This is a genomic window from Arthrobacter sp. YN, assembly GCF_002224285.1.
GTDB lineage: Bacteria > Actinomycetota > Actinomycetes > Actinomycetales > Micrococcaceae > Arthrobacter.
Genome location: NZ_CP022436.1, coordinates 600,556 through 618,100 on the forward strand (window position 1 = coordinate 600,556; position 17,545 = coordinate 618,100).

A 17,545-nucleotide genomic window follows, 5' to 3' on the forward strand; every position below is an offset into this window, starting at 1 on the left:
TGCAGCGCGCAGTGCGGCGGGACCGCAGCCTCCCTTAGAGCCTGTCGAGTCCTCGGCCCGGCCAAGTTCCAACCAGTCAGCGGGAATTGACGATGAACGTACCCATTCTTCAAATGCGAGGAATCACCAAGACCTTCCCCGGGGTAAAAGCCCTGCAGGACGTCACCCTGGACGTCAACCGCGGTGAGGTTCACGCCATCTGTGGTGAGAATGGCGCCGGGAAGTCCACCCTCATGAAGGTGCTCTCCGGCGTTTACGCCCACAACACTTTCGACGGCGACATCCTCTTCGAGAACGAACCCTGCGAATTTTCGAGCATCACGGACAGCGAAAAGCGCGGCATCGTGATCATCCACCAGGAACTGGCCCTCAGCCCGTACCTGTCCATCGCCGAGAACATCTACCTCGGCAATGAGCTGGCCAAGAACGGCTGGGTGGACTGGCGGAAGACCAATCTGGAAGCCGCCAAGCTGCTGGCCCGGGTGGGCCTCAGCGAAAATCCGGTGACCCCCATCCAGCACATCAGTGTTGGCAAGCAGCAACTGGTGGAGATCGCCAAGGCGCTGTCCAAAGAGGTGAAGCTCCTCATTTTGGATGAGCCAACAGCGGCGCTGAACGACGAAGACTCAGACCATTTGCTGGACCTCATCCTTCACCTCAAGGGCCAGGGCGTCACCAGCATCATCATCAGCCACAAACTCAACGAGATCCGCAAAGTGGCAGACGCCGTCACCATCATCCGCGATGGCAAGTCCATCGAGACCCTGCGGCTGGATCAGGGCCAGATCACGCAGGAACGCATCATCCGTGGCATGGTGGGCCGCGACCTTGAAAGCCTCTACCCGGACCGGACGCCCAATATCGGCGAGGAAGTCCTCCGCATCGAGGATTGGACAGTCCAGCATCCCCAGGACCACTCCCGCATGGTGGTGAAAAATGCCAGCCTCAACGTCCGCAAGGGCGAAGTTGTAGGCCTGGCAGGCCTCATGGGTGCCGGCCGGACCGAGCTGGCCATGAGCGTCTTTGGCCGGACGTACGGGCGGGCAGTCTCGGGCAAGGTTTACAAGTACGGGGAAGAGATCAACACTTCCACCGTTTCCGACGCCATCGAGCACGGGATCGCCTACGCAACCGAGGACCGGAAGCACTACGGCCTGAACCTGATCGAAGACATCAAGCGCAACATCTCCATGGCCGCACTGAACAAGCTGGCCAAGCGCGGCTGGGTGGACGGCAACAAAGAGACCACCGTTGCCAACCACTACCGCAAGAGCATGAACATCAAAGCTCCCTCCGTTGCTGCCATCACCGGCAAACTCTCGGGTGGAAACCAGCAAAAGGTGGTCCTGAGCAAATGGATGTTCTCAGACCCGGACGTCCTGATTCTGGACGAACCAACCCGTGGAATCGACGTCGGCGCCAAGTTTGAGATCTACACGATCATTGCCGAGCTCGCAGCCGCGGGGAAAGCAGTCATTGTGATCTCCTCTGAGCTTCCGGAGCTCCTGGGCATCTGCGACAGGATCTACACGCTGTCCGCAGGCCACATCACCGGCGAAGTCCCCATCGCCGAAGCCACCCAGGAAACCCTCATGCACTACATGACCCAAGAGAAGGAATAGCGAACATGTCCGCCCTACGAGAATCCCTTGGCTTCCTCACAAGCCGCCTCCGCCAGGTTGGCATCTTCGTCGCCCTGATCCTGATCGTCATCCTTTTCCAGGTCCTGACCGACGGCATCCTCCTGCAGCCGCAGAACGTCACCAACCTGGTGGTCCAAAACAGCTACATCCTGATCCTGGCCATTGGCATGGTAATGGTCATTATTGCCGGACACATTGACCTTTCCGTCGGGTCCATCGCAGGCTTCATCGGTGCTGTGGCCGGCGTGATGATCGTGCACTGGGGCTGGGCGTGGTGGCTCGCCATCCCGGCCTGCCTCCTGGTTGGTGCCTTGGTGGGAGCGTGGCAAGGCTACTGGATTGCCTATGTGGGCATTCCAGCCTTCATCGTCACCCTCGCCGGCATGCTCATCTTCCGTGGCCTGACCCTCATCACCCTCAAGAACCAGCAGATCACCCCCTTCCCGAACGAACTCCGTGCACTGGGCGGCGGCTTCCTGCCGGACATTTCCGGGGGTACCTCCGTGCTGGAATGGCTGACGGTCATCCTCGGCGTCGGCGGTACTGCAGCCATCCTCTTCCAGGCATTGAAGGAACGCCGGGTACGCCGCAAGTTCAACCTCGAGAATGAGCCGATGGCCTGGTTCGCCGTCAAGAACGGCTTCATCGCAGTGCTGATGCTCATCATCACCTTCCTGCTGGCCAGCTACCGCGGAACCCCGATTGTCCTGATAGTCCTGGCTGTCCTGGTGATCGTCTACTCGGCGCTGATGAACAACAGCATTTTCGGCCGTCACACCTACGCGATCGGTGGAAACCTCCACGCCGCCGAGCTTTCCGGCATCAAGACCAAGAAGGTCACCTTCCGCCTGTTCGTCAACATGGGTGTCCTGGCCGCGTTGGCCGGGCTGGTGTTCACGGCCCGCCTGAACTCGGCACAGCCTGCCGGTGGTACCGGCTTCGAACTCGACTCCATTGCCGCCGCGTTCATTGGTGGCGCAGCGGTCCAGGGCGGTATCGGCACGGTAGCGGGCGCCATGATCGGTGGCCTGATCATGGGCGTCCTGAACAACGGCATGTCCATCCTCGGCCTGGGGACCGATTACCAGCAGCTCATCAAGGGCTTGGTGCTCCTGCTCGCCGTCGGCTTCGACATCTTCAACAAGAACCGCACCGGTTCGGGTGGAGGGTCCACCATGGGGCGTCGCTTCAAGTGGAAGACCACGCCTCCGGCCACCGAAGCGGCTCCGGCTACCAAAGCGGAGCCCGTGGGCGTCGACGCTAAGTAGGAACGCATGTCACGCGGCGAACATCCGCCCGCAGCGGGGCTCCGGGCACAGTCCGGGGCCCCGTTGGGCTCGCCCGTCCCGCTGGACCCGCCCGCGCTGCCGGCCCGGCCTCCCGTCATGGGTGACGTTGCGAAGATGGCCGGTGTCTCGCACCAAACCGTTTCCCGCGTCCTGAACAACCATCCGAACGTCAGTGGAAAAACCCGGGAACGCGTGGAATCAGCCATCGCGCACCTTGGCTACAGACGGAACACGGCAGCCCGCAGCCTGGTGACCCGGCGGTCCAGGACCATCGGGGTACTTGCGTGCGAGACGGGCCAGTTTGGTCCGGCGAACACGCTCCTGGGGGTTGAACAGGCGGGCAGGGAAGCAGGGTACTTCGTCAGCATCGCCAATCTTCGCGAAGTAACCGGCGAAAGCATCAACGATGCCATTGCGCACTTCCGCAACCAGTCCGTGGACGGCATTGTCATCCTGGTTCCGCACCCCGATGTCCTGGCCGTCCTCCGCGACGTTTCGGTACCCGTGCCAATCGTTGCCGTGGGTGCAGGAGCCGGTAACCAACTGACGGGCGCCTCCCTCGATCAACGGTTGGGAGCCCGCTTGGCCGTCGACCACCTGATCGGTCTGGGGCACCGGAGTATTGCCCACATCTCGGGCCCTCCGCACTGGATCGACGCCGCGGAGCGCATTAAGGGCTGGCAGGAAGCGCTCGGTGCTGCGGGGCTGGGAGCTGACGTCCTCCTGGAAGGTGGGTGGGATGCCGCCTCGGGTTACCGTGCCGGCCGCGATCTCCTGCAGCACAGCAGCATCACCGCTGTCTTCGTAGCCAACGACCAGATGGCGGTGGGCGTCCTTCGCGCCGTTCAGGAAGCGGGACGCCACGTGCCCGGCGACATCAGCGTGGTGGGCTACGACGATCAACCGGAAGCTGAATTCTTCATGCCGCCCCTGACCTCCATCAAGCAGGACTTCGAGGAACTCGGCCGCCGCTGCATGGAGGCTGTGCTGCAACAGCTGGACGGAGAGCCGGCAAGCGGTGAGCAAATGGTCAACCCCCGCTTGGTGATCCGCTCCACCACGGCTGCCCCTGCGCCTCGCTGAACGTCACTCCTACTAAACTAGGAGCCATGACTTCCACGCTTGATACTGCTGCTGCCCGCGCCCGCCTTCTTGAACTCATCAAGGAACTGGCGGTGGTCCGCGGCAAGGTGATCCTCTCCAGCGGCAAGGAAGCGGACTACTACATTGACCTCCGCCGCATCACCCTGCACCACGAGGCCTCCAAGCTGGTGGGCCAGGTCATGTTGGCAATGATCGACGACGCCGGCGTGTCAGTTGAGTGCGCGGGCGGACTCACCATGGGTGCCGACCCCGTCGGAACCGCTGTGATGCACGCGGCTGCCGACGCCGGCCGTGCCGTGGACGCCTTCGTGGTCCGCAAGGCCCAGAAGTCCTACGGCATGGGCCGTCAGGTGGAAGGCCCCTCCGTTGAGGGCCGCAACGTGGTGGTCCTCGAGGACACGTCCACCACCGGCGGGTCCGCGCTGACCGCCGTCGAAGGTGTCCGTAAAGCGGGCGGCAATGTAGTGGCCGTCGCTGTGATCGTTGACCGTAGCACCGGCGCCAAAGAGAAGATCGAAGCCGAAACCGGCGTGCCGTACCTCTTCGCTTTCGGCAAGGACGAACTCGGCCTCGACTAAGGAGTTTTTGTACAGCTCCCGACCTTAAAGGCGCATCTTAAGGGCATCAGCTGTACACAAACTACGGGGCTGTGAGGCACCACCTTCCGAAGCCTATGCTTGCTGCGTGGACGTTCAAATAGGGAAGCTCGCGGCACCGGCGGAGGTGGACCAAAACCTCCCCGTGCCGGCTTCTCCTGAACCGGAGAAGGCAGAGGATCCGGGCGCATGGGCCCGGATCCTGCCTTACGCTGCCCGCCTCAAGAAGACGTCCCGCCGAAACTTCCTCATCACCGCCGGAGCGTCCGCAGCGCTGGCCGGGGACATGCTGTTCACCCGTCGTGTCCAGGCCGAGCGGCGGGCTACCAAGATCCTCCGGGTTCCTGATCCGTACTCGGACTTGTACTTCCCCAAAGCCAGCTGGATCCTGTTCCCCGGGTACAAAACAAGCTGGGAAGAAGCCCAGTGGATTCTGAACTCACTGCGTCCTGCCCTGCACCAGCGCGGCCGCCTCGCCGCCGTCGGATATTCCAACCTGGGACTGGACGTGGACGAGATCGTCCGGGAAATCATCCTGCACGTCCGCGAACTGGAACTGGAGAAGCTCTACTTCTACGGGCACAGTTTTGGCGGGATGCTCGCCACCCAGGTGGCCGCCCGCCTCTTGGAACTGCACGGCGTGGAAACGCAGCTGATCGTTCTGGATTCGAGCCCGTTCAGCCGCGCCGACGTCCTGGACCAGAGCTGGTTCGACGGCGTCGTGTTCCTGTACGAGAATGGCTTCCGCATCCCGTCGGTCCTCCGCGGCGGCTACGAACTGGGGGAGCGCGTGGCGCACAAGGACGAGCGCACATGGCGGCAAATCCTCGACCAAAGCCTGGAACAGCTCTCGCCCATCGCTCCTTCCAGCGTGCTCATCCAGACGGAGTCGGCGTACATTTACCACTTTGACGGACTCCGCCTGGCCGGAAAGATCGGTGGCGCCAAGATGGCCTTTTTGGGCAATCCCAAGGATGGCACCGTGGACTATGAGTCGGCGCGCGCCGGGTGGAGCAAGGTCTTCGGAGCCAACATGGCCCTGCCCACCCTCAGCACCGAAGGCGCGCGGCCCGCCCACGCCAGCCCGCAATGGAACGGCGGCGTGTACCGGCCACTGCTGGAACGGGTCCAGGATGAACTCCAGCCGCTCCCACCCCAGCCTGAGGAGCCGTCGTACCAGGAGCCGAATGGCAGGGTCATCCGCCCGGCCTAGGTATTGACCGAACTAGCTTAGGCGCCACACTTAACGCAGCGCTTCAACCTCGACGGCGGTGAGGCCCGCCTCGCGCAGGAAGCTCCGCGCGTCGCCGAATTCCTCCGCGAAGGCAGCGAGGAAATGCCGCATCGCTGCTTCAGGGCTCTGCAGGACCATCAGTTCGGGGCTGAAATAGGCCGCAGGAGTGGAGGGGACATGCAGTCGCCACGTTTCAGCCATGACTTCCAGCATGGTGGGAAGGCTGAGGGTGGTGGTGGTGTAATCCTCCACCACGGCATCCTCTGATCCGCCACCGGCCAGGAGTGCGATTGCCGACACCACTCCCGTGCGGTCCTTGCCCAGCGAACAGTGGACCAGCGTGCGTTTGCCACGGGCGACCGGCCGCAGCGCTTCAGCGACCCACTCCGGACGCAACTTGATCCAGCCGAGGTACAGCTCGCCCAGATCCTCCGCTGTCTCCACCGCATGGAGCGAGCCGGCGATTGCGTTCGGGTCCAGCGGGTTGTTGACGAGTTCGACGACAGGCGGGACGACGGCGGCGGGCCGGTCACCGTCGTCGTGGACTTTGTCGTCTCGAACTGCTTCATGGCTGGGGATCAGCCACGGAACCAAGGAGCGCTCAAGCTCACTCCGCAGGTCCACGATTGCCTGGATGCCGTGCTCCGCCAGGAAACCCGACGTCGCAGCGGCATCCAAACCGAACGGCTGGCTCCCCCTGAGAATCCGGCCACCGGCCAGAGGACGCAGATTGAGCACAGCCATGGTTCAGTCCTTTTAGATCTGGCTCTTGAGGTCGGCCACGGAGTTCAGGATCTGGTTGGGACGGAACGGGAAGGAAACGATCTCCTCGCGCTGCGTGATGCCGCTGAGCACCAGGACTGTGTGCAGGCCTGCTTCCATTCCCGCCACGATGTCCGTGTCCATGCGGTCACCGATCATGGCCGTGGTCTCGGAGTGGGCATCGATCTGGTTCATGGCTGAACGGAACATCATGGGGTTCGGTTTGCCCACAATGTAGGGCTCGCGGCCGGTGGCCTTGGTGATCATGGCCGCGATAGCACCGGTTGCCGGCATGGGGCCGTCCTTGGAGGGACCGGTAGCGTCGGGGTTGGTGGCGATGAAGCGGGCGCCGGCCAGGATGTGGCGGACGGCCATGGTGATCGCTTCGAAGGAGTAGGTGCGGGTTTCGCCAAGGACCACAAAGTCGGGATCAGTATCGGTGAGGATGAACCCGGCCTCGTGCAGCGCGGTAGTCAGGCCGGCTTCGCCGATGGTGTAGGCGCGGTTCCCCGAATCCGAGGACTGTACCTGGTCCTTGAGGAACTGGGCCGTGGCCAGCGCGGACGTCCAGATGTTCTCTTCAGGAACCTCCAGGCCGGACGCGCGCAGGCGGGCTGCGAGGTCGCGTGGGGTGAAGATGGAGTTGTTGGTCAGGACCAGGAAGCGCTTGGACGTATCTACCCAGCGCTGGATGAGTTCAGCTGCGCCGGGGATCGCCTGGTTTTCATGAACCAGGACTCCGTCCATGTCCGTGAGCCAGCATTCAATTTCGTGGCCGTTCCGATAAACCGATGTGGACGTGGTTTCTTCTGCCATATTTGCCTCCGGCTGGGATTGTTCATGCACTGCCACCAGTCTTTCATCAATCTGCGGCCCTAACATCCTGTGATCCCGCTTATGTGGGTAGTTCTGCCCATGTGGATATTCGCTGTGACTTGCCGTGGACGCCTCGGACTCGACTACGCTGGGGGCGGCGCAGGCGTGCCACCACCGTGGGTCGGGGGATCGACATGGTGGTTTTTATGTGCCGCCCACGCTTCAGCAGGTCCCCTCTTCCGGTCTATCCATCGGGTGTCCCCAGAAACATCCCGGTGACTCACTGCCTTCGAAAGGGCCCGCCATGAGCAACAACAACGGAGCGCCTCAGCCTCCCTACAACCCCGACGGCGTGCCGCAGCCACGCTACGACACCGGTCAGGGCCAGTACGGCCAGTACCAACCGGGGCAGACCCAGCCCATGTACCAGCCGGAAGGCCAGCAGCAGGACGCACAGCAGGGCCAGCAGGGCTTCCCTCCGCCGGGTGCCGGATACCCGGGCCAGCCGGGCTACCCAGGCGGACCTGCCGGACCCGGCCAGAACCCGGGCGACCACAACAAGAAGTCGCTGTTCCTCATCCTCGGTGGTGTCGCCGTCGTCGTGATTATTGCGCTGGTGGTGGCGTTCACCTGGCTGATCCCGTCGATGACCAAGCCCACCGCGGTGGAGACCCCGGCGCCGTCGGCAACATCCTCGGACGAAGCTTCGGAGGCAGCGTCCGAGCCTTCTGCTGAACCCTCAGGCGACGCTGAACCATCAGGCGACGCATCGGCGTCGAGTGATATCCCTGCCGGCGCCATCCCGCTGCCGGCCGTGTGGGAAGAGCTCGCCGGACCCAGCAACGTTCCGGCGGACGGCGATCCACTGTTCAGCAAGTGGGTCACGGGCGAATCCTCCTTCCAGTACTTGGCCGAGTGGACCCACGACGAGTCGTTCGGCATCACCAAGGACCCCACCACTGGCGAAGAGATCCAAAAGAAGGCACAGGGCACGGTAGAAGCCGACGGCGACGGCATCGCGCTCGCCTACGCGTTCTTTGCGGAGTCCGAGGAAGGCAAGTTCGGCAAGGACCCGGCAGAGGTCAAGAAGGCCATCCAGGACATCGAAGCCCGATACAAGGGCATGACCGCCACGGAGCTGCCCCAGAACCTGGTGGGCCACAAGTGCACCTCTGACTTCAAGACGTCCATGCCGGAAATCCGTGAGTTCCGCCGTGGTGCCGCAGTAGTCATCGGCTTCACCTGCACCAATGCCCGTGGCGAAGCCATCCAGGCCGTGAACTTGTTCTCCGTGACTCCCTGGGGAACCCCACAGATGCTCGGCGTCAGTGGTCACAAGACGTACTGGGATGCGCATCCGGGACTCTTCGAGCAGTTGGCCAACTCGTACCGCATCAACAAGTGGAAGATGGGCTAAGAGCCGCCCGACTCAGCGCGCTCAGGCGGGCGACGGGGCAGGGCTAAAGTTGAGGGGTGACTGACCTTCCCCCCAACACAGCCCTGCCCACGCCTGCCGGGTCTCCCGTTCCCGCCTCTGCGGAGACCTCCGTGGAGGGCGAGGCAGAAGCGAAACCCGAGGTCGGCGTCGGGCCTTGGGAAGGCGAGTTGCCGGCGGGTGACCATTGGGACCCGGACCTGTTGAGGGATGGTGACCGCCGCAACGTGGTGGACCAGTACAGGTACTGGAAGCACGAGGCAATCGTGGCGGATCTCGATTCCAAGCGTCACGACTTCCACATTGCCATCGAGAATTGGCAGCACGATCTCAACATCGGCACCGTGGTGCGGACCGCCAACGCGTTCCTCGCCAAAGAGGTCCACATCATAGGACGACGGCGGTGGAACCGTCGCGGGGCCATGGTCACCGACCGCTACCAGCACGTGCGCCACCACCCCACCGTTGAGGAATTTGTCCAGTGGGCGGAGGGGGAGGGGCTTGCGGTGATCGGCATCGATATTTTCCCGGATTCCGTGCCCTTGGAGACGTACGACCTCCCGAAAAACTGCGTGCTGGTGTTCGGACAGGAAGGCCCCGGCCTGTCGCCCGAGGTGCACGATTCCGCCGTCGCAACACTGTCCATCGAGCAGTTCGGCTCCACCCGGTCCATGAACGCGGCCTCAGCGGCGGCCATCGCTATGCACGCGTGGGTCCGCCGACACGTGTTCCAGCAACCTGTCAGCTAGGCAAGCCTCAAGTATCAGCCCCCGCCGATGCCCGTCTACCGATCTTTCAGGGTGGCTTTTCCGTCCACGATCTGGATCTCACCAGAGGCCCTGGGTGTTAGAAGCTCAACCTTTGGTTCCCATTGCGGGGCGTCGTCACGGCCGCTGTTGACCTCGTAGCTCACTGAAGCCTTGCCTGGTTCCTCCGACTGGATGATCCAACCGTCCTCGCTGCGAAGGAGAGTGAAGGTGGGCTCCTTCTCTATGGTCCATTTCACGTTGCGGGTAGGCCGGTATTCGTAGAGCGTGAACCCGGAACAACCACGACGGGTCGCTTCGGATGCATTGGCCGGAGTGGAGGCAGAACATTCGCTTCGTTTCTTCTCAAGAAGCGTCCGGGTCTCATCCAGAAGCAGCTGGCTGGGTATCACCGTCAAACGTTCGGTGGTCTTGGAAATCGCCCGGTCAATGCTGACCAAGGCCTTCTGCTCTTCGGCCGTTGCGTACTTGTCTCCGGAAATGCCCAGGGTGTACTCGCCGGGGAAGGCCGGCATCAGCAGTTGGGAATCCCTCGCCCCGGTTCCGGCGCCAGGAGCGGCAACGTCGACGCCGTTCACGGTGAACGACTCCACGGGACGGCTGGAACTGAGCCGGACCTTTTGGAAGTTTTTGGGCCCAACCTTCCACTCGCCTTCAGGTGACTTGGTCATCCTCAGAATGATTTCCTGCTTGCGGCCGTTCTGGGTGACTTCGGCAGTGACAGAATCCGACCTTGCGTCCATGATCCGGTAACCGTCAATGTGCTGCCCTGCATTTTTGTACACGTTGTTCTGTAGGAGAGCCTTTTCATTCTCGGGGACGCCGGGGTCGGATACGCTCAGGGCCCTCTCGCTGTCCCCGTCGATCAGTGACTGGAAGTATGTTTTAGCTGTCGTGCTGACGTCCTGCGCCGGTGAGAACGATGAAACCAGGAGAACCACACCAGCGGTGGCAGCGGTGAGGACTACCGCTGCGCCCGCTGCGATGGCAATAATCAGCTTCCGGTTCCGTCTGGGTTTCCCTTCGGCAAAAGTACCGCCCTGCTGCTGCAGGTATGGCATGGGGAGGGGCTTGTTGTTTGCGCTCGGGGGGATCTCCATTCCCGCAGTATATCCACCGTTTAGATGAATCGGGGGTGGCAGGTGGAGTGCCAACCCGGCGGAAGTGTTAAGAGCTCCAGTGACCCGAAACACGGCGGCCCGGCGGATATCGCTAGGATGGGTGCTAGCCGTAAGCGGTCTACTCCAGGGTTACCAACCCATAGACGAATTCAGCATAGGAGTCACCATGCCCATTGCAACCCCAGAGATTTACTCCGAGATGATCGACCGCGCAAAGGCAGGCGGATTCGCTTTCCCCGCGGTCAACGTGACGTCGTCGCAGACTCTGAACGCTGCGATCCGCGGTTTCGCCGAGGCCGAATCCGACGGCATCATCCAGGTTTCCACCGGTGGCGCAGCCTACTGGTCCGGTGCCTCGGTCAAGGACATGGTTGCCGGTTCCCTCGGCTTCGCCGCGTTCGCCCGCGAAGTTGCCAAGAACTACAACGTCAACATCGCCCTCCACACGGACCACTGCCCGCAGGACAAGCTGGCAGACTTCGTCCTCCCGCTGCTGGCCGCTTCCGAGGAAGCCGTCAAGGCCGGCAAGGACCCGATCTTCAACTCGCACATGTGGGACGGCTCGCACGAAGCCCTCGACGAGAATCTGCGCATCGGCCGCGAACTGCTTGAGCGTGCTGCTGCTGCCAAGATCATCCTCGAAGTTGAAATCGGCACTGTTGGTGGCGAAGAGGACGGCGTTGAGAACGAAATCAACGAGAAGCTCTACACCACCACCGAAGACGCCCTCGCCACCATTGAGGCACTCGGAGCCGGCGAAAACGGCCGCTACCTCACCGCGCTGACCTTCGGCAACGTGCACGGCGTGTACAAGCCGGGCAACGTGAAGCTCCGCCCGGAACTGCTCAAGCAGATCCAGGCCGAAGTTGGCGCCAAGATCGGCAAGGAAAACCCGTTTGACCTGGTCTTCCACGGCGGCTCGGGCTCCACGGAGCAGGAAATCGCTGACGCCGTTTCCTACGGTGTCATCAAGATGAACATCGACACCGACACTCAGTACGCGTTCACCCGTCCGGTGGCCGGCCACATGCTTGCCAACTACGACGGCGTCCTGAAGATCGACGGCGAAATGGGCAACAAGAAGACCTACGACCCCCGCGTTTGGGGCGCTTCCGCCGAAGCCGGCATGGCCGCGCGCATCGTCGAAGCCGCCCAGCAGCTCGGATCGGTGGGCAAGACCTTCTAATGTCCGACGAATTCCGTAAGAACCTGATGGGGCCGGAGCCCACGCTCCTGCCTGCTGAAACCGAGATCTACCAGCACCTGGCGCTCGGCAACGAAGCGCTGGACCTGGTGGCCAAGAACCCCACGTCGTCTCTTCTGTGGGCCATCCTCGCCGAGGAAGCCTGGGCCGAAGGCCGGACCATCGAGTCCTACGCCTACGCCCGCGTCGGCTACCACCGCGGCCTGGATTCGCTGCGCCGCAATGGCTGGCGCGGCGTCGGACCCATTCCGTGGGAGCACGAGCCCAACCAGGGCTTCCTGCGTGCTCTCTACGCGTTGGGCCGTGCGGCGTCGGCGATCGGCGAGGCTGAAGAGCCGGAGCGGATCGAGAAGTTCCTGAACGACTCGGACCCGAGGGCCAAGGCAGCGCTCGAAGCCCGCTAGGACCCAAGCAAACAACGACGGCGACCCTCACCAGAAGGCGAGGGTCGCCGTCGTCGTTAACAGCGTTAGTCTGTCACCGCCGAGTGCCGTGGCCGTCCCAACGGGACCACCAGCGGCGTGTGTGTCACGGGGTCATCGATGATCCGGCAGGCCATGCCGAACACTTCCTCCACCAAGGACTCGGTGATCACGTCGGCGGGAGCACCCTCGGCCACCACCACGCCGGCCTTCATGGCGATGATGTGGTCCGCGTAGCGGGCGGCGTGGTTGAGGTCGTGCAGCACGGCAACCAGCGTGTGGCCCTTGTCCAGGTTGAGCTCGCGGAACAGCTCCAACAGCTCGATCTGGTGCGCGATATCGAGGAACGTGGTGGGCTCGTCCAGGAGCATTAACGGTGTCTGCTGGGCGAGGACCATGGCCACCCACACGCGCTGCCGCTGGCCGCCGGACAGTTCGTCCACCAGCCGGCCGGACAAGGACGCGGTGCCCGTGGCTTCCATGGCCTCCACCACCGCAATCTCATCGGACTCGGACCACTGCCGGAGCAGCTTCTGGTGCGGGTATCGACCGCGGGCCACAAGGTCCGCCACGGTGATGCCGTCGGGGGCAATGGAGGACTGGGGGAGCAGCCCGAGGCGACGTGCCAGTTCTTTTGCAGGCAGGGACGTCACGGATTTTCCGTCCAGCAGCACCTGGCCACTGCGGGGCTTGATGAGCCGGGCGAGGGCACGCAGCAACGTGGATTTACCGCAGGCGTTGGGCCCCACGATCACCGTGAAGTGTCCCTCGGGAATGCGCACATTGAGGTTCTCGGAGATGATCCGTTGCTCGTAGCCGATGGTCAGTGCTTCGGCATGGAGCTGTGGCGCGGCCGTAATGAGGCTCATGATTTCCTTGCTTCCCTGGCCAGCAGCCAGACGAGGTAGATACCGCCGATGCACACCGTCACCACGCCCACAGGCAACTGGATCGGGGCGAACAAACGCTGGGCCGCGAGGTCGCTGGCCACCAGGAGGAAGGCGCCCATCACGGCCGAAGGCACCAGCGTGATGCCGGCGCTGCGGGTAAGACGACGTGCAAGCTGCGGTGCTGCGAGGGCAACGAACGCGATGGGACCGGCAACCGCCGTGACGGCTGCAGTCAACGCCACGCCCAGGACGAGCAACAGCAAGCGGGTGGGTTCCGCCCGGACGCCCAAGGCGCGCGCGGCGTCGTCGCCCATTTCCAGAAGCTGCATCCGGCGCGCGGCCGCCAGCGTAGCCAAGCCAACCACCACAACCACGACGGCGGCAGGCGCCGCTTGCTCCCACGCGATGCCGTTGAGGGACCCGGCTCCCCAGACGGCTGCCGCCAAGGCGGCTTCAAGTTCTGCCTGCAGGATCAGCCAGTGGTTGAACGCGGCCAGCATCGCACTGATGCCGATGCCCACGATGATGAGCCGGAATCCTTGGGAGCCGCGTCGGTAGGCCAGCAAGTAGACGGCCAACGCGGTGAGGATACCGCCAACAAGTGCTCCTGCGGCAATGCCAAGATAGCCCCCGCCAAGGGTCAGCATGACGATGAGCGCCCCGGTGTAGGCGCCGGTATTGAAGCCGATGATGTCCGGGCTGCCCAAGGGATTCCGGGTCATGGATTGGAAGATTCCGCCGCTCATTCCCAAGGCCGCACCGAACACCAAGGCCGCGAGTACCCGGGGGAGCCGCCACTCCATGACGATGGTTTGGGCCAGCCCGGGGGCATCACCGGTGAAGGCTTGCAGGACCTGTTGTACTGAAACGTCGTAGTCGCCGGTGGCCAAGCTGATCACAGCAACAGTCAGGGCGGCGAGGATCAACGGGATGCAGACAAGGATGCTCCGGACATCGAACCGGAGGCTCAGCGAACGGTTGCGGAGCAGGACAGTAGGCCGGCCAACATCCAGGCGCGTCATAGCCCACTCACCTTCCGGCGCCGCGCCAATGCGATGAGCACCGGCGCCCCGATGAATGCGGTCATCACACCCACCTGGAGTTCCCCGGGAGCGGCGATCCGGCCCACCACGTCCGACACCAAGAGCAGGATAGGTGAGAGCAGCACTGTGGTTGCCAGGATCCATCGCTGGTCAGGGCCGACGATCCAACGGGCAACGTGCGGAATCATGAGGCCCACGAAGCCGATGGCACCGGCACCGGCAGTTGCCGCACCACTGAGGAGGGTGATGGCCACGACGCCCATGATCCGGGTGCGGTTGACGTTGGCGCCGAGGGAGGTAGCAAGGTCGTCGCCCAACGCCACGGCGTTGAGGCCGCGGACGCAGAACAAGGCGATGATCAGTCCCAAGGCCATGAACGGCGCAACGGTCATCACCGACTCCATGCTCCGGGTGTCCAGCGAGCCAATGCTCCACGAGCGCAGGTGGTCAAATGCCTTGGGGTTCAGGAGCGTCAGCCCTGAGCCGATTCCCGTGAGGACCGCTCCCAAGGCAACTCCGGCCAACGTCAGGCGGATCGGGTTCACCACGTTCCTGCCGGAAGTACCGATCAGGTAGACGGCCGCGGTTGTCAGGATGGCGCCAAGGAACGCGAACCAGATGTAGCCGCTGAGGGATCCGATCCCGAAGACGCCGATGGCAATGACAATGGCGAACGACGCTCCCGCGTTGACGCCCAGGATGCCGGGATCGGCCAAAGGATTCCGCGTGATCGCCTGGATGAGCGCGCCCGCCACGCCCAGGGCAACACCGACGGCGATGCCCATCAACGTTCGCGGCAGCCGGTTCTGCAGGATGATCGCGTGATCGGCTGAGTCCTGGGGGTTGGTGAAGGCTTCAAGGACGGTGGACGCTGGGATGAATTTGGCTCCCACGCCGAGGCTCAGGATCGCGGCACCGAGAAGGACCGCCGCCGCGAACGCCAGAAAGAGGATCCGCCAGCGGGACTTGACGACGACGCCGGAACTGGCAACTGCGCTTGCAGCCGGAAGGGCGGGAGCGGCTACCGGGGACATAGCGCCGTCAGTGGGGACACAGCAGGGGACCATTTCGAAGAGGGGCAACAATAAGACGGCCATTTCGTGACTGTCATCACAACGTCACGAAAGTGTGCCTTAATTAGGTTAGCCTTACCCAGTGAAAAATGACGATTTTGAAGTACAGCCGCACAAGGCTTCCCGCGTGCGCCGAGGTGCAGTGCGCAGGCTGGCTATGAAGATGGCCGGAGTCGCTGTGGTGGCAGGCCTCCTTGCGGGCTGCGGCACCAGTGGTGGCTCAGGTTCGGCCGCCGGCAACGCCGATGTTGCCACCGGCGGCTCCAAGTTCACCACTGCGGACCAGGAAACAGCCAAGTTGGGCACCGACGCCGCTCCCGGCGTTTTCCCGCGCACCCTGAAGCACGCCAACGGTGAGACCACCCTGGAGAAGAAGCCCACCCGCGTGGTGGTCCTCGACACCGGCGAGTTGGACGACGTCGTGACCCTCGGCATCACGCCGGTGGGCATGGCCACTACTGAAGGCGCCAACCCTGTCCCCACCTACCTGGCTGACAAGGTCAAGGACGTGGCGTCGGTGGGCACCATCCAGGACCTCAACCTCGAAGCAATCGCGGCGCTGAAGCCGGACCTCATCCTGGGCAGCCAGCTCCGCGCCGACAAGTTGTACAAGCAGCTGTCCACCATCGCCCCCACGGTCTTCAGCATCCGTCCCGGCTTCCCCTGGAAGGAAAACTTCCTCCTGGTGGGCAAATCCCTGGGCGAGGAAGACAAGGCCGTCAAGGCCCTCAACGATTACCAGGCCGAAGCTGACGCCCTGAAGGCAGATGTGAAGGGCGATCCCAAGATCTCCCTGGTGCGCTTCCTCCCTGGCAAGATCCGCCTCTACGCCAACAAATCGCTGATCGGTGTCATCCTGAAGGACGCAGGCCTTGCCCGCCCGGAGAACCAGAACATCGACGAACTCGCTGCCGAAATCTCGGCCGAGAACATCGAGCAAGGCGACGCCGACTGGATCTTCTACAGCAGCTACGGCGATCCCGCGGCAACCGGTGAAACCTCCGTGGTTGAAGGCGCTGTCTGGCCCAAGCTCGGCGCAGTCAAAGCCGGCCAGGCAAAGGCCGTCAGCGACGACGTCTGGTTCCTCGGCCTCGGCCCCACCGGCGCGCAGTTGATCCTCAAGGACCTCCGGAGCATGCTGGTCGGCTAACGCCGCCCCGCCAAAAGCACTCCAACGACGACGGCGGCCCTCACCGGAAAGGTGAGGGCCGCCGTCGTACGTACTGGTAATTAGGCCTTGCGGGGGATACCCGTGCGTGCCATGGCCTCGGCGTAGGCGCCGTGGATGGCGTCCAGGTATTCCTGCTGGCGGGCCGGGGTGCCGGCGAAGGAGCGGCCACCCAGCGAACGGACCTTGAAGGTCTTGAAGCCGCGGCGGGCGATGCTGGCCGGAGCGGCCTTCATCAGCTGGTCGGCCAGGCGGTGTGCCTCATTGCCGTGCGCCACCAGGGCGGAGGTGCGCGGCAGAAGCTGCAGGAGGCGCAGGAGCGGCTTCAGGCCTTCGGTGATGTTGGCGGGTGTGAGCTTGCCCGGTTCCTCATTGGGCTCGATCCACGGGTAGGCGTTCCACGGCATCATGAGCGCGGGACGGAGGCCCAGCTGCCACTGCATGCCCAGCATGCGGGTGGTGGCTTCTTCGTCGCCCGGGTTGATGAAACCCTCGCCGGTGGTGGTGCGCTGATTGGAGAAAAGGCTGACGATGCGGCAGTCATCCATGCTGTGGGCGGGGTCAACGTAGAGGACCTCGCTGCCCGGCTTCTGCACCTTGATGGAGTCGCACAGCTCGTTGACCTCGGCGATATGCGGTTCGTAGCGGCGGTTCCAGAGGATTTCTTCGGGTGATTCAGTCGCCAGTTCTTGCATCAGGGGTTAGGTCTCCTAGGTGTTACAGCGCACCGTTCCAAGGGGCCGCGGGCATGCCGCAGCCGAACCTCAAAGGGTGCTGTTGGGGGCTAACTAACCTTACCGGACTATGGGGGTGAACGGGGCCCGCTTCGGCGCGCCCTTTAAATGCGACGCGGCGTGTTGCCCGGAAACGTGTCCAGCGTCTCGACGGCCGCGGCCCACGTTCACCGAAGCAGAACTGGAGTTCGTGGCGGGTGAGTAAATTCAATAACTATTTCTGCAGGTCAAAGCGTTGACATAG

The 17,545-nt window shown here is 63.3% G+C and carries 17 protein-coding genes; 10 read left to right on the plus strand and 7 right to left on the minus strand.

Features of this window, described 5'->3' with window-relative positions; translation table 11 throughout:
* Nucleotides 1–92: 92 nt before the first annotated feature.
* The 5 genes from mmsA (at nucleotide 93) to CGK93_RS02890 (ending at nucleotide 5,845) form a co-directional block, all read left to right on the plus strand.
* On the plus strand, nucleotides 93–1,622 hold the full coding sequence (gene mmsA / locus CGK93_RS02870) for a multiple monosaccharide ABC transporter ATP-binding protein (protein ID WP_089593520.1): 1,530 nt from the start codon (nucleotides 93–95) through the stop codon (nucleotides 1,620–1,622).
* 5 nt (nucleotides 1,623–1,627) lie between these two features.
* Nucleotides 1,628–2,911, plus strand: coding sequence for a multiple monosaccharide ABC transporter permease (gene mmsB / locus CGK93_RS02875; RefSeq protein ID WP_089593521.1), 1,284 nt, complete (start codon nucleotides 1,628–1,630; stop codon nucleotides 2,909–2,911).
* Nucleotides 2,912–3,028: 117 nt separating this feature from the next.
* Nucleotides 3,029–4,015, plus strand: a complete 987-nt coding sequence (locus CGK93_RS02880) for a LacI family DNA-binding transcriptional regulator (protein ID WP_089597140.1) — start codon at nucleotides 3,029–3,031, stop codon at nucleotides 4,013–4,015.
* A 26-nt stretch (nucleotides 4,016–4,041) separates the two neighbouring features.
* Entirely contained in the window at nucleotides 4,042–4,614 is a 573-nt protein-coding gene (gene pyrE, locus CGK93_RS02885; protein WP_089593522.1) for an orotate phosphoribosyltransferase, read from the plus strand.
* Between the two features lie 106 nt (nucleotides 4,615–4,720).
* Nucleotides 4,721–5,845 (plus strand): thioesterase domain-containing protein, encoded by a 1,125-nt coding sequence (locus CGK93_RS02890; RefSeq protein ID WP_089593523.1) that lies wholly within the window; start codon nucleotides 4,721–4,723, stop codon nucleotides 5,843–5,845.
* A gap of 30 nt (nucleotides 5,846–5,875) precedes the next feature.
* Here CGK93_RS02890 and CGK93_RS02895 read toward each other — a convergent pair whose 3' ends face one another.
* Nucleotides 5,876–6,610 (minus strand): tyrosine-protein phosphatase, encoded by a 735-nt coding sequence (locus tag CGK93_RS02895; RefSeq protein WP_089593524.1) that lies wholly within the window; start codon nucleotides 6,608–6,610, stop codon nucleotides 5,876–5,878.
* A gap of 12 nt (nucleotides 6,611–6,622) precedes the next feature.
* Nucleotides 6,623–7,444 (minus strand): HAD-IIA family hydrolase, encoded by an 822-nt coding sequence (locus tag CGK93_RS02900; protein ID WP_035761154.1) that lies wholly within the window; start codon nucleotides 7,442–7,444, stop codon nucleotides 6,623–6,625.
* Nucleotides 7,445–7,748: 304 nt separating this feature from the next.
* Here CGK93_RS02900 and CGK93_RS02905 point away from each other — a divergent pair, with 304 nt between their 5' ends.
* Complete coding sequence (locus tag CGK93_RS02905; protein WP_089593526.1) at nucleotides 7,749–8,861, plus strand: hypothetical protein; 1,113 nt, start codon at nucleotides 7,749–7,751, stop codon at nucleotides 8,859–8,861.
* A 56-nt stretch (nucleotides 8,862–8,917) separates the two neighbouring features.
* A complete protein-coding gene (locus tag CGK93_RS02910; protein ID WP_089593527.1) occupies nucleotides 8,918–9,628 on the plus strand; it encodes a TrmH family RNA methyltransferase in 711 nt (236 codons plus the stop codon).
* Nucleotides 9,629–9,663: 35 nt separating this feature from the next.
* On the opposite strand, the gene CGK93_RS02915 is transcribed toward CGK93_RS02910, so the two are convergent.
* The gene (locus CGK93_RS02915; RefSeq protein ID WP_089593528.1) at nucleotides 9,664–10,746 is read right to left on the minus strand and encodes a hypothetical protein; all 1,083 of its coding nucleotides are present in this window, start codon (nucleotides 10,744–10,746) and stop codon (nucleotides 9,664–9,666) included.
* 187 nt (nucleotides 10,747–10,933) lie between these two features.
* Between CGK93_RS02915 and fbaA the strand changes: the two genes are divergently transcribed.
* Together fbaA and CGK93_RS02925 are read left to right on the plus strand one after the other, a co-directional pair.
* The gene (gene fbaA / locus CGK93_RS02920; protein WP_089593529.1) at nucleotides 10,934–11,953 is read left to right on the plus strand and encodes a class II fructose-bisphosphate aldolase; all 1,020 of its coding nucleotides are present in this window, start codon (nucleotides 10,934–10,936) and stop codon (nucleotides 11,951–11,953) included.
* On the plus strand, nucleotides 11,953–12,375 hold the full coding sequence (locus tag CGK93_RS02925) for a DUF3151 domain-containing protein (RefSeq protein ID WP_089593530.1): 423 nt from the start codon (nucleotides 11,953–11,955) through the stop codon (nucleotides 12,373–12,375). The genes fbaA and CGK93_RS02925 overlap by 1 nt, the downstream gene beginning before the upstream one ends.
* Before the next feature lie 65 nt (nucleotides 12,376–12,440).
* Here the strand turns inward: CGK93_RS02925 and CGK93_RS02930 are convergent, their stop codons facing one another.
* The 3 genes from CGK93_RS02930 to CGK93_RS02940 are packed head-to-tail and all read right to left on the minus strand — an operon-like array spanning nucleotide 12,441 to nucleotide 15,393.
* Entirely contained in the window at nucleotides 12,441–13,262 is an 822-nt protein-coding gene (locus CGK93_RS02930) for an ABC transporter ATP-binding protein (RefSeq protein ID WP_089593531.1), read from the minus strand.
* Nucleotides 13,259–14,305 (minus strand): iron-enterobactin ABC transporter permease, encoded by a 1,047-nt coding sequence (gene fepG, locus CGK93_RS02935; protein WP_089593532.1) that lies wholly within the window; start codon nucleotides 14,303–14,305, stop codon nucleotides 13,259–13,261. Before fepG ends, CGK93_RS02930 begins: the two co-directional genes overlap by 4 nt.
* Complete coding sequence (locus CGK93_RS02940; RefSeq protein ID WP_089597142.1) at nucleotides 14,302–15,393, minus strand: iron chelate uptake ABC transporter family permease subunit; 1,092 nt, start codon at nucleotides 15,391–15,393, stop codon at nucleotides 14,302–14,304. The genes fepG and CGK93_RS02940 overlap by 4 nt, the downstream gene beginning before the upstream one ends.
* Before the next feature lie 88 nt (nucleotides 15,394–15,481).
* Between CGK93_RS02940 and CGK93_RS02945 the strand changes: the two genes are divergently transcribed.
* Nucleotides 15,482–16,549: an ABC transporter substrate-binding protein gene (locus CGK93_RS02945; RefSeq protein WP_442857009.1), complete on the plus strand. Its 1,068-nt coding sequence runs from the start codon at nucleotides 15,482–15,484 to the stop codon at nucleotides 16,547–16,549.
* 80 nt (nucleotides 16,550–16,629) lie between these two features.
* On the opposite strand, the gene CGK93_RS02950 is transcribed toward CGK93_RS02945, so the two are convergent.
* Nucleotides 16,630–17,262 (minus strand): hypothetical protein, encoded by a 633-nt coding sequence (locus tag CGK93_RS02950; protein ID WP_089593534.1) that lies wholly within the window; start codon nucleotides 17,260–17,262, stop codon nucleotides 16,630–16,632.
* Nucleotides 17,263–17,545 lie beyond the last annotated feature (283 nt).

Coding starts and splice junctions, on each gene's coding strand:
- fbaA (WP_089593529.1), top strand. CDS start 10,934: ATGCCCATTGCAACCCCAGAGATTTACTCCGAGATGATCGACCGCGCA.
- CGK93_RS02900 (WP_035761154.1), bottom strand. CDS start 7,444: ATGGCAGAAGAAACCACGTCCACATCGGTTTATCGGAACGGCCACGAA.
- CGK93_RS02880 (WP_089597140.1), top strand. CDS start 3,029: ATGGGTGACGTTGCGAAGATGGCCGGTGTCTCGCACCAAACCGTTTCC.
- mmsA (WP_089593520.1), top strand. CDS start 93: ATGAACGTACCCATTCTTCAAATGCGAGGAATCACCAAGACCTTCCCC.
- pyrE (WP_089593522.1), top strand. CDS start 4,042: ATGACTTCCACGCTTGATACTGCTGCTGCCCGCGCCCGCCTTCTTGAA.
- CGK93_RS02905 (WP_089593526.1), top strand. CDS start 7,749: ATGAGCAACAACAACGGAGCGCCTCAGCCTCCCTACAACCCCGACGGC.
- CGK93_RS02930 (WP_089593531.1), bottom strand. CDS start 13,262: ATGAGCCTCATTACGGCCGCGCCACAGCTCCATGCCGAAGCACTGACC.
- CGK93_RS02915 (WP_089593528.1), bottom strand. CDS start 10,746: ATGGAGATCCCCCCGAGCGCAAACAACAAGCCCCTCCCCATGCCATAC.
- CGK93_RS02940 (WP_089597142.1), bottom strand. CDS start 15,393: ATGGTCCCCTGCTGTGTCCCCACTGACGGCGCTATGTCCCCGGTAGCC.
- CGK93_RS02925 (WP_089593530.1), top strand. CDS start 11,953: ATGTCCGACGAATTCCGTAAGAACCTGATGGGGCCGGAGCCCACGCTC.
- CGK93_RS02895 (WP_089593524.1), bottom strand. CDS start 6,610: ATGGCTGTGCTCAATCTGCGTCCTCTGGCCGGTGGCCGGATTCTCAGG.
- CGK93_RS02950 (WP_089593534.1), bottom strand. CDS start 17,262: ATGCAAGAACTGGCGACTGAATCACCCGAAGAAATCCTCTGGAACCGC.
- fepG (WP_089593532.1), bottom strand. CDS start 14,305: ATGACGCGCCTGGATGTTGGCCGGCCTACTGTCCTGCTCCGCAACCGT.
- mmsB (WP_089593521.1), top strand. CDS start 1,628: ATGTCCGCCCTACGAGAATCCCTTGGCTTCCTCACAAGCCGCCTCCGC.